We start from the raw sequence: 9,819 nt of genomic DNA on the forward strand, positions 1-9,819 counted from the left end.
CCAAAACCCCGGCTAAATTATCCAGTTGCATAATAACCATGCGGCCTTGCGGTTGTTTAACTGGCCCTAACGTCAGATAATACCGCCCGCCTTCAAACCCCGATAACCCGACTTTCAGTGACGGTAATTGATGACTGAGTACCTGCTTTTATTGATCGGCACCGTGCTGGTTAACAACTTCGTGCTGGTGAAATTCCTCGGCCTCTGCCCCTTTATGGGGGTCTCCGGCAAGCTGGAAACCGCCATCGGCATGGGGCTGGCGACCACCTTCGTGATGACCCTCGCCAGTGCCAGCTCCTATCTGGTGGAGCACTATATCCTGCTGCCGCTGGATATCGCCTATCTGCGCACCCTCGCCTTTATTCTGGTGATCGCAGTGGTGGTGCAGTTTACCGAGATGGTGGTGCGCAAGAGCAGCCCGCCCCTCTATCGCCTGCTGGGGATCTTCCTGCCGCTCATCACCACCAACTGTGCGGTGCTCGGGGTGGCACTGCTCAGCATCAATGAGCGACACGATTTTATCCAGAGCGTGATCTACGGCTTTGGCGCGGCCACCGGCTTCTCGCTGGTGTTGATCCTGTTTGCCGCCATGCGCGAGCGTCTGGTCGCCGCCGATGTGCCCGCGCCGTTTCGCGGGGTGTCGATTGCCATGATCACCGCCGGTCTGATGTCGCTGGCCTTTATGGGCTTTACCGGCCTTATCAAGATATAGCGCTATGACTCACATACTCTTTGCCATTCTGGTGCTCACCCTGCTGGCGCTGGCGTTCGGGATTATCCTGGGCTTTGCCGCCGTCAAGTTTCATGTGGAAGCAGACCCCATCGTCGATCAGCTCGATGCCCTGCTGCCCCAGACCCAGTGTGGCCAGTGCGGCTATCCCGGCTGCAAACCCTACGCCGAGGCGCTCGCCAACGGCGATCAGATCAACAAGTGCGTACCCGGTGGCGAGGCCACCATGCGCAAGATCGCCGATCTGATGGGGGTCGAGCCCCAGCCGCTGGGGGGCAGTGACGAGGCCGCATTGCCAGTCAAAAAGGTCGCCTTTATCCACGAAGATCAGTGCATCGGCTGCACCAAGTGCATTCAGGCCTGCCCGGTGGATGCCATCGTCGGCGCCACCAAGGCGATGCATACCGTGATTGCCAACGAGTGCACCGGTTGCGATCTCTGTGTCGATCCCTGCCCGACCGACTGCATCGAGATGATCCCGGTGCCCACCACGGTCGATAACTGGAAGTGGGATCTCAATAACGTGCATGTTCCGGGCAAGATTCCGGTCAAGATAGTGGAATAAACAGCGGAGCAACCATGCATTCCTTACTCGAACGTATCAAAGCCGGCACGCTCTGGGACTTTCACGGTGGCATTCACCCCGCCGACAACAAGCTGCAATCAAGCCAGAGCCCGGTGGTAGACGCCGGTCTGCCGCCGCGCCTCATTATTCCGCTGCGCCAGCACGCAGGCCCCGCCGGCGATCTGCTGGTGCAGGTGGGCGACAAGGTCAAAAAAGGGCAGCCGCTGACCCGTTATGCCAAGGGTCGGGTCGTCCCTGTCCATGCCTCCACATCCGGCACCATCACCGAGATTGGCAACCACACGGTTGCCCACCCCTCCGGGCTCGGCGATCTCTGTGTCATTCTCACCCCGGATGGGGAGGATGAGTGGGGCGAGCGCAATGGCAAAGCCGATTACTGGAATCTGGAGCGGGGCGAGCTGCTCGAGCGCATCCAGCAGGCGGGGGTAGCGGGCCTTGGCGGCGCCGTATTCCCGACCCACAGCAAGCTCGACGGCCGCGGCCAGCTCACCGAGATCCTGATCGTCAACGGGCTGGAGTGCGAACCCTATATCACCACCGACGATCGGCTGATGCAGCAGTATGCCGATGAGATCATGGATGGCATCCGGGTACTCAAGCACCTGCTCAAACCCAAGCTGACCCTGATCGGGGTGGAAGACAACAAACCCGAGGCGATCGAGCAGCTGACTCGTCACGCCACAGACCCGGATGTGCTGGTCAAGACGGTGCCGACCAAGTACCCCTCGGGCGGTGCCAAGCAGACCATCGAGCTGCTGACCGGCCGTCAGGTGCCCAAGGGAGGCCGCGCGGTCGATATCGGCATCATGGTGCTCAACGTCGCCACCGTGTTTGCCATCAAGCGCGCCATTATCGACGGCGAACCGCTGATCGAGCGGATCGTCACCCTCACCGGGGATAGCTTCAAGAAGCCCGGCAACGCCTGGGTGCGCCTGGGTACGCCGGTACGCTGGCTGTTGCAGCGTTTCGAGCTGCAACCGGAAGCGGAGCAGCGGGTGATCATGGGGGGCCCCATGATGGGCTTTACCCTGCCCCACGCCATGGTGCCGGTGGTCAAGGCCACCAACTGCCTGCTGGCGCCGACGCAGGCCGAGCTGCCCGCCCCCGGCCCGGAGCAGCCCTGCATCCGTTGCAGCGCCTGTGCCGACGCCTGCCCGGCCACCCTGCTGCCGCAAGAGCTCTACTGGTACAGCCGGGCCAAGGAGTATGACAAGGCCGAGAAGCTCAACCTGATGGACTGCATCGAGTGCGGCGCCTGCGCCTGGGTCTGCCCGAGCGAGATCCCGCTGTTGCAGTACTACAAGATCGCCAAAGACGACATTCGCGAAGCCCGTGCCGAGGCCGAAAAAGCCGAACGCGCCAAGCAGCGTTTCGAAGCCAAGCAAGCCCGTTTCGAGCGGGAGAAAGCGGCCCGCGAAGCGCGCCATGCGCAAGCCGCCGCCCAGCGCCGTCAGACCATGACGGCCGCAGGCGGGGAAGATCCGGTGGCGGCAGCTCTCGCCCGCATCAAGGCCAAGCAGGATGCCCCCATCACAGCCATTACCGCCACCGCAGAGGGCTTGCCCGACAACAGCGCCGTGATTGCCGCCCGCGAAGCACGCAAACGGGAAGCGGAGGCGCGCCGCGCCGCCAAGCTGGCGGAGAGCGCAAACAGCGAAACAGCCGCTGCAGCGCAACCCGCCGAGGCGGTTGACCCCGCCAGCGATCCCAAGAAAGCAGCCATCGCCGCAGCCCTTGCTCGTGCCAAGGCCAAAAAGGCCGCTCAAGCGGGTGATAGCGCCGAGCCTGTGACTGCCGAAGTCGTTGCTGCGCCTGCGGTAGATGCTGATCAGCAAAAGGCAGAGGTTGATCCGAAAAAGGCAGCAATTGCCGCCGCCATTGCCCGTGCCAAAGCCAAAAAGGCCGCCCAGCAGGATGACAGCGCTGAGGGCGATCTGACTGCAAATGCCGGCACCAGCGAATCCGCTGCAACCCAAAGTGATGCGCCATCTGCTGTCAGCGAAGCGGTTGATCCCAAGAAAGCCGCTATCGCTGCTGCCATTGCCCGCGCCAAGGCCAAAAAACTGGCGCAGCAGGGCGAAAGTGCCGGTGTTGAGGATGCGAAGAGTGAGCCAACTGCCAGCGCACAGACCCGCGACGTGGCGGTAGCCAAGAGCGAAGTAACCACCAGCCAAAGCAATACGGCTGCAAGTGAAGCGGTCGATCCCAAGAAGGCCGCTATCGCCGCAGCCATCGCCCGTGCCAAGGCCAAAAAGCTGGCCCAGCAGAGCGCAAGTACCAGTGCTGAGGTAGCAAGTACCAGTGCAGAGGTAGAGAGTGCCGGTACTCAGGTAGACAGGGCCGGAACTGAGGGTGAGCGCGCACAGGCTGAGCCGATGCAAAGCGATGCAGCCAGCAGTGAGCAACCACTTGCCGTAGCTGAGGCTCCTGAAGCGAGCAACCCTGTGGCTGACGCCCCGGTTGATCCGAAAAAAGCGGCCATTGCAGCCGCGGTGGCCCGCGCCAAGGCGAAGAAGCTGGCGGCCGAGGCAGCCAGAGCCGCAGAGACCGCCGCTGAAGATGCCCCGTCAGCCGACCGAACAACCACAAGGTAATCGACAGACTCATGTTCAATATTGCGACTGCGCCGTTTGCCCATAACCGCAAACAGACCCGAACCCTGATGCTGCTGGTGATCCTGGCCTGCGTGCCGGGCTTGCTGGCCCAGACTTGGGTTTTTGGCTGGGGCTCCTTTATCCAGATCCTGCTGGCGCTGGTCACTGCGCTGCTGTGCGAGGCGCTGGTGCTCAAGCTCCGTGGCCGCGCCATCAAGCCTGCCCTGATGGATGGCAGTGCGGCGCTCACCGCCGTGCTGATCGGTCTCTCCCTGCCGCCGCTGCTGCCATGGTGGATGCTGGTGGTGGGCACGGCCTTTGCCATCATCGTCGCCAAACACCTTTACGGCGGACTGGGTCAGAACCTGTTCAACCCGGCCATGGTCGCCTATGTGCTGCTGCTGGTCTCCTTCCCGGTGCAGATGACCAGCTGGCTGCCGCCGGAGAGCGTGCGCGCCTACAGCCTCGGCTTTGGTGATGCGGCGTCGGTGATCTTCACCGGCTTTAGTCTCGACGGCTACAGCATGGCCCAGCTCAAGCAGGGGGTGGATGGTCTCACCATGGCGACCCCCCTCGATACCCTGAAAACCGGTCTGACTCAGGGGCTCACCACAGGCGAGATCCTGAGCGGCCCGCTGTTTGAGGGCTGGGGCGGCATCGGCTGGAGCTGGGTCAACCTCGGCTATCTGCTGGGAGGCCTGTTCCTGCTGCAGCAGAAGGTGATCAACTGGCGCATTCCCACCGCGATTCTCGGTGCCCTGCTGGCGGCCTCCACCATCGGCTATCTGGTAAGCCCGGATGCGACCGCCACGCCCATGTTCCATCTCTTTAGCGGCGCAACCATGCTGGGGGCCTTCTTTATCGCCACCGATCCGGTCAGTGCCTGCACCACGCCGCGCGGCCGACTGGTCTATGGCGTGCTGATCGGAATACTGGTCTACATCATCCGCCGCTTTGGCGGCTATCCCGATGCGTTCGCCTTCGCCGTGCTGCTGGCCAACCTTTGCGTACCCTTTATTGACAGCCTGACTCGTCCGAAGGTATACGGAGCCCGTCGCCAATGATGTTTCTGCCCTTTTCCCCCATCACAGCTGACGGAGCCCGGACATGTTAAAGAGCATGCGCAAGAACGGCCTTATTCTGGCGATGTTCGCGCTGGGCTGTACCGCGCTGGTGGTACTGACCAACGAGCTGACCAAGGATAAAATCGCCCACCAGCAGCAGCTGGAGAAGCAGCAGACCCTCTCGGTATTGCTGCCGGAGGGGAGCTATGACAACGATCTGGTGGCCAGCTGCAAGCAGGTGACCAGCAGAAAGTATCTCGGCAGCGATCAGCCGCAAGCCCTCTATACCGCCAGCAAGAATGGCGTGGTGACCGGCTATGCATTGGAGGCGATCGCGCCGGATGGCTACAGCGGGGCGATCCGCATCGTGGCGGGCTTTGATGCAAAGGGCACCATCACCGCCGTGCGCGTGCTCGCTCACAACGAGACCCCGGGCCTGGGTGACAAGATCGAGCTGAAGAAATCGGACTGGATCAACAGCTTTGCCGGAAAATTCCTGACCCATGATAACGAGCCCCAGTGGGCGGTGAAGAAGGATGGCGGCGAGTTCGATGCCTTTACCGGCGCCACCATCACCCCGCGAGCCGTGATCAAGGCGGTGAAAAACCTGCTTAAACTGCAGCAGGAGCAACCCGAACTGCTCAGCAACGCCCCGGCTTGTCCGGCGGCGAACTAACGGAGTCGAGCCATCATGAACCAGATGGAACAGATTGAAACGAGCGCAGCCCCGATTGCCGAGCTGGAAAGCCGCAAGGGCGAGCTCAAGGAGCTGATGAGTCAGGGGCTGTGGAAGAACAACCCCTCGCTGGTGCAGGTGCTGGGGCTCTGCCCGACCCTCGCCGTCTCCTCCACCTTTACCAATGCGCTGGGGCTGGGCCTTGCCACCATAGCGGTGCTGTTCTGCTCCAACCTCGCCGTCTCGCTGGTGCGCAACTGGGTACCGAAGGATATTCGCATCCCGGTCTATGTGATGATCATCGCCTCGCTGGTGACCAGCGTACAGCTGCTGATGAACGCCTACACCTATGGCCTCTATCAGGCGCTCGGCATCTTTATCGCCCTCATCGTCACCAACTGCGTCATCATAGGCCGCGCCGAGGCCTATGCCTCCAAGAACCCGCCGCTGCTGGCGGCCCTCGACGGCCTGATGATGGGCCTTGGCTTTACTCTGGTGCTGCTAGTACTGGGCGGCATGCGCGAGATCATCGGCATGGGCACCCTGTTTGATGGTGCCGAGCTGCTGCTGGGCGAGTGGGCCAAATCCCTGCGCATCGAGCTGTTCCACGCCGATGCCAGCCTGCTGCTGGCAATTTTGCCGCCGGGCGGCTTTATCGGGCTGGGGCTGTTGATCGCCGCCAAGAATGCCATCAACGACTGGCGGGACCACAAACAGGCCGCTACCGTAGCCCACTGCAACGTTGCCCCGGCCCGCGTCCGGGCGACCGAACTATGATCGGACGCAAGGCATGAATAACCAGAAACGCAGAGAGATCCTCGAGCGACTGCGGGCAAACAATCCCCACCCCACCACAGAGCTCAACTTCAACTCGCCGTTTGAACTCCTGATCGCCGTGCTGCTCTCGGCGCAGGCAACCGATGTCAGCGTCAACAAGGCGACCGACAAGCTCTATCCGGTGGCCAACACCCCGCAAGGGATGCTGGATCTCGGGGTGGACGGGCTCAAGGAGTACATCAAGACCATTGGCCTGTTCAACACTAAGGCCGAGAACGTCATCAAGACCTGCGCCATTTTGCTGGAGCGCCACGGTGGCGAGGTGCCGGAGAACCGCGAAGCGCTGGAAGCCCTGCCGGGCGTCGGCCGCAAGACCGCCAACGTGGTGCTCAACACCGCCTTTGGCTGGCCCACCATCGCCGTCGATACCCATATCTTCCGGGTATCGAACCGCACAGGCTTTGCGGTAGGCAAGAACGTGGATCAGGTGGAGGAGAAGCTGCTCAAGGTAGTGCCCGCCGAGTTCAAGCTGGATGTCCACCACTGGCTGATCCTGCACGGGCGTTACACCTGTCTGGCTCGCAAGCCCCGTTGTGGTTCCTGTATCATCGAGGACTTGTGCGAGTATAAAGAGAAGGTCTATCCAGAAAGCTGAATGACTGGGCGCCACAACCGTCCTACCTGTCTCGCTCGCAAACATCCGCTGCAGCAGTTCCTGTATCATCGAGGATCTGTGCGAATACAAAGAGAAGGTCTATCCAGAAAGCTGATAGCCTCGCAACCGAGATTGAAAGCAGTACACATCACCAACCCGGAGAACTGAGCAATGAGAATTCTGCATACCATGCTGCGTGTCGGCGATCTGCAACGCTCCATCGACTTCTACACCCGCGTCCTCGGCATGAAGCTGCTGCGCAAGAGCGAGAACAGCGAGTACAAGTACACCCTGGCCTTCGTCGGTTACGGTGACGAGAAGGATGAAGCGGTGATCGAGCTGACCTACAACTGGGGGGTGAGCGAGTACGAACTGGGCTCAGCCTACGGCCATATCGCGCTGGAAGCGGACGACATCTATGCCACTTGCGACGCCCTACGTGCCGCCGGTGCCAAGATCACCCGCGAGCCGGGCCCGGTCAAGGGTGGCACCACCGTCATCGCCTTCGTCGAAGATCCGGACGGTTACAAGATTGAACTGATTGCCAAGAAAGATGCCGGCACCGGCCTGGGTGACAGCTTCTAAGCAGCCCTAATCCCGCTGCCGAATGGCAGGATCAAAAAAGAGCGCATCTGCGCTCTTTTTTATGCCTCTTTGCCGGGGACAGCACTAGATCTCGCCATTGCGCCCCATGCTGATCACCACCCGCCGGTTCTTGGCACGTCCCTGTTCGGTTTCGTTGGAGGAGACATGCTGCTTCTCGCCATGCCCCTCCACCGAGATCTTGCCGGGATCGAGCCCCAGATCGACAAACACCTTCTTGATGGCATCGGCCCGTTTCTCGGAGAGTTTCTGGTTGGGCCAGCGGCCGCCGTAGCTGTCGCTGTAGGCGTCAATCACCACCACATCGATGCTCTTGTCCGCCTTGATAAACTCGCTGATCATCGCCAGCCGCCGCTTGGAGGGGATGGAGAGCTGATCGCTGTTCTTGTCGTAGGTGAGCACGCTAAAGGCGATATCGTTGAAGCTGTAAGGCAAGAGTCCGCTCAGACAGTCGATAAACGCCTGATATTTGACCCGAAAGTTGACTGACGACAGCGACACCCGCACCGCGCGGTTCTGGCGATACCAGTCCCGATACTGGAAGGTCGGCATCCTCCCCCCCTCCAGCTCGTCGAGCATGGTCCAGGCAGTTTGCCCCTCAACCAGCCCATCGAACTGCTGATAGAAGCGCAGTTGACTCACTTCTCGCCCGGCGATGCCCGGGCGCCATACCGGCGGCATGATGCCAAGGCTCACCGTCTGGGTCTGGGCCTGCGGCCGCTTGCCCTTGAGCTCAAAGTCGAGGTTGATCTTGCGCCCGGCACGACTGACAAAGGCCCCCGTTCCCCAGTTGGGAATAGGGTGCTCGAGGCGACACTCAATCTGGGTATCGGAGGTCAAACGCCAGACGGATTGATCCAGACCGGCACCAAATTCGGTGACCCCAGCCTGTAACTGCATACTCACGGATATGCTGACCAACCCCAACACCCAAGCGTTCAATTGCTTGCCCTCCACACCATCTCACAAGGGGTATCGGCCATGGAGGGACAAGCTTTAGCGCAAATGGATCAATTGAGGGATGTTCTCTCCAGCAACTTGAAGCTGGCAATACGTCCGGCCAGCTCCCGTGCCAACTGATCCAGCTCGACACTATTTTGCTGCAGGGTGGCCGAGTGCTGGCGATGGGCCTCGTATACCTCGCGGATGGTCATCACGTTGTGCTGGATATCGTCCGTTACGTAGCGCTGCTGCTCGGTGGCGGTCGCTACCTGCGCCGTCATGTCACTCACCTTGCGCACCTCGTTAACGATGTCGGTCAACTCATGACCCGCCCGCTGCGCTTCACTGACACTGAGACCCGCCTGCTCGCTACCCGACTGCATGGCCACCACCGCCTGACGAGCCCCCGTCCGCAAACGGGAGAGCATCTGTTCGATATCATCCGCTACTTTCTGGGTACGGGCAGCCAGCGAACGAACCTCGTCAGCAACCACGGCAAACCCGCGCCCCGACTCACCGGCACGGGCCGCCTCAATGGCGGCATTGAGAGCCAGCAGGTTGGTTCGATCGGAAATCTGCTTGATAAGATTGAGAGCCTCGACAGCGGACTCGGTATCCTGATGCAGGTTGTTGACCAACAGCCGGGTTTCGTCGAGGGTGCCGGCCACCTGCTCGATGGCGGCGATGGTCTGATCCACCTCCTTATCCCCCTGACGGGCACGGCCAATGGCCTGCTGGGTCGCCAGCGAGGTCTGGGTCGCATTGCGAGCAATTTCGGCCACCGTCGAAGCCATTTCCGTTGCGGCGGTGGCGACCAGTTCAACCTGACCGACACCACGCACCACACCTTCGTTCACTTCGGCAATCACCTCGCTGGAGTTGCTGGCACTAAGGGTCAATATCTCACAGGAGCGGCGCACCTCCAGCAACAGTCCTTCCAGATGCTGCAGGAAGCAATTGAGATCCCGAGCCAGTGCCCCCAGCTCGTCACCCGATTGCCAGCTGACCCTCACCGTCAGATCATTGTCATTGACGAGCCGTGAAAAGGTGCGATGCAGAGCGACGAAGCCCAGATGCACATCCCGCAGCACCTTCCAACTGATGAGGGTTGTCAACAGCAAGCAGCACAGGACCACCATAGCCCCCCACCAGAAGTTGCGCTGACTCTCTCCCTGCATCTGCTCAACCCGTT

The 9,819-nt window shown here is 61.1% G+C and carries 10 protein-coding genes and 1 pseudogene; 9 read left to right on the forward strand and 2 right to left on the reverse strand.

Translation table 11 applies throughout. The features are described from left to right. Positions 1 to 130: 130 nt before the first annotated feature. The 9 genes and pseudogenes from rsxA to gloA all read left to right on the forward strand — a co-directional run bounded on the left by rsxA (position 131) and on the right by gloA (position 7,667). A complete protein-coding gene (gene rsxA, locus ACRAUW_RS14425; RefSeq protein WP_431362829.1) occupies positions 131 to 712 on the forward strand; it encodes an electron transport complex subunit RsxA in 582 nt (193 codons plus the stop codon). A 4-nt stretch (positions 713 to 716) separates the two neighbouring features. Beyond that, complete coding sequence (rsxB, locus tag ACRAUW_RS14430; RefSeq protein WP_431362830.1) at positions 717 to 1,295, forward strand: electron transport complex subunit RsxB; 579 nt, start codon at positions 717 to 719, stop codon at positions 1,293 to 1,295. Positions 1,296 to 1,309: 14 nt separating this feature from the next. After that, positions 1,310 to 3,910 (forward strand): electron transport complex subunit RsxC, encoded by a 2,601-nt coding sequence (rsxC, locus tag ACRAUW_RS14435; RefSeq protein ID WP_431362831.1) that lies wholly within the window; start codon positions 1,310 to 1,312, stop codon positions 3,908 to 3,910. A gap of 11 nt (positions 3,911 to 3,921) precedes the next feature. Continuing rightward, positions 3,922 to 4,974, forward strand: a complete 1,053-nt coding sequence (gene rsxD / locus ACRAUW_RS14440; protein WP_431362832.1) for an electron transport complex subunit RsxD — start codon at positions 3,922 to 3,924, stop codon at positions 4,972 to 4,974. A 43-nt stretch (positions 4,975 to 5,017) separates the two neighbouring features. Continuing rightward, positions 5,018 to 5,650 carry an electron transport complex subunit RsxG gene (gene rsxG, locus ACRAUW_RS14445; RefSeq protein ID WP_431362833.1) on the forward strand — a complete coding sequence of 211 codons (633 nt, stop codon included), beginning with the start codon at positions 5,018 to 5,020 and terminating at the stop codon, positions 5,648 to 5,650. A gap of 15 nt (positions 5,651 to 5,665) precedes the next feature. Continuing rightward, complete coding sequence (locus ACRAUW_RS14450; RefSeq protein WP_431362834.1) at positions 5,666 to 6,427, forward strand: electron transport complex subunit E; 762 nt, start codon at positions 5,666 to 5,668, stop codon at positions 6,425 to 6,427. A 13-nt stretch (positions 6,428 to 6,440) separates the two neighbouring features. Then, on the forward strand, positions 6,441 to 7,082 hold the full coding sequence (gene nth, locus ACRAUW_RS14455; protein ID WP_201955816.1) for an endonuclease III: 642 nt from the start codon (positions 6,441 to 6,443) through the stop codon (positions 7,080 to 7,082). 12 nt (positions 7,083 to 7,094) lie between these two features. Beyond that, positions 7,095 to 7,197 (forward strand): annotated as a pseudogene (locus ACRAUW_RS14460) (endonuclease III); the annotation flags it as partial. Positions 7,198 to 7,253: 56 nt separating this feature from the next. Next, entirely contained in the window at positions 7,254 to 7,667 is a 414-nt protein-coding gene (gene gloA, locus ACRAUW_RS14465; RefSeq protein WP_005347113.1) for a lactoylglutathione lyase, read from the forward strand. Positions 7,668 to 7,751: 84 nt separating this feature from the next. Here the strand turns inward: gloA and ACRAUW_RS14470 are convergent, their stop codons facing one another. After that, positions 7,752 to 8,627: a flagellar protein MotY gene (locus ACRAUW_RS14470; RefSeq protein WP_431362835.1), complete on the reverse strand. Its 876-nt coding sequence runs from the start codon at positions 8,625 to 8,627 to the stop codon at positions 7,752 to 7,754. Between the two features lie 68 nt (positions 8,628 to 8,695). Then, positions 8,696 to 9,819: methyl-accepting chemotaxis protein (locus tag ACRAUW_RS14475; protein WP_431362836.1), on the reverse strand; the 1,124-nt coding region annotated here is incomplete at its 5' end.

It is taken from the genome of Aeromonas sp. (assembly GCF_050633025.1).
In the GTDB taxonomy this organism is placed as follows: Bacteria; Pseudomonadota; Gammaproteobacteria; order Enterobacterales; family Aeromonadaceae; genus Aeromonas.

What these genes read in the sequence shown, in the direction of transcription:
- ACRAUW_RS14450 (WP_431362834.1), top strand. Translation starts at nt 5,666, where the DNA reads ATGAACCAGATGGAACAGATTGAAACGAGCGCAGCCCCGATTGCCGAG.
- nth (WP_201955816.1), top strand. Translation starts at nt 6,441, where the DNA reads ATGAATAACCAGAAACGCAGAGAGATCCTCGAGCGACTGCGGGCAAAC.
- rsxD (WP_431362832.1), top strand. Translation starts at nt 3,922, where the DNA reads ATGTTCAATATTGCGACTGCGCCGTTTGCCCATAACCGCAAACAGACC.
- rsxG (WP_431362833.1), top strand. Translation starts at nt 5,018, where the DNA reads ATGTTAAAGAGCATGCGCAAGAACGGCCTTATTCTGGCGATGTTCGCG.
- rsxC (WP_431362831.1), top strand. Translation starts at nt 1,310, where the DNA reads ATGCATTCCTTACTCGAACGTATCAAAGCCGGCACGCTCTGGGACTTT.
- rsxB (WP_431362830.1), top strand. Translation starts at nt 717, where the DNA reads ATGACTCACATACTCTTTGCCATTCTGGTGCTCACCCTGCTGGCGCTG.
- gloA (WP_005347113.1), top strand. Translation starts at nt 7,254, where the DNA reads ATGAGAATTCTGCATACCATGCTGCGTGTCGGCGATCTGCAACGCTCC.
- rsxA (WP_431362829.1), top strand. Translation starts at nt 131, where the DNA reads ATGACTGAGTACCTGCTTTTATTGATCGGCACCGTGCTGGTTAACAAC.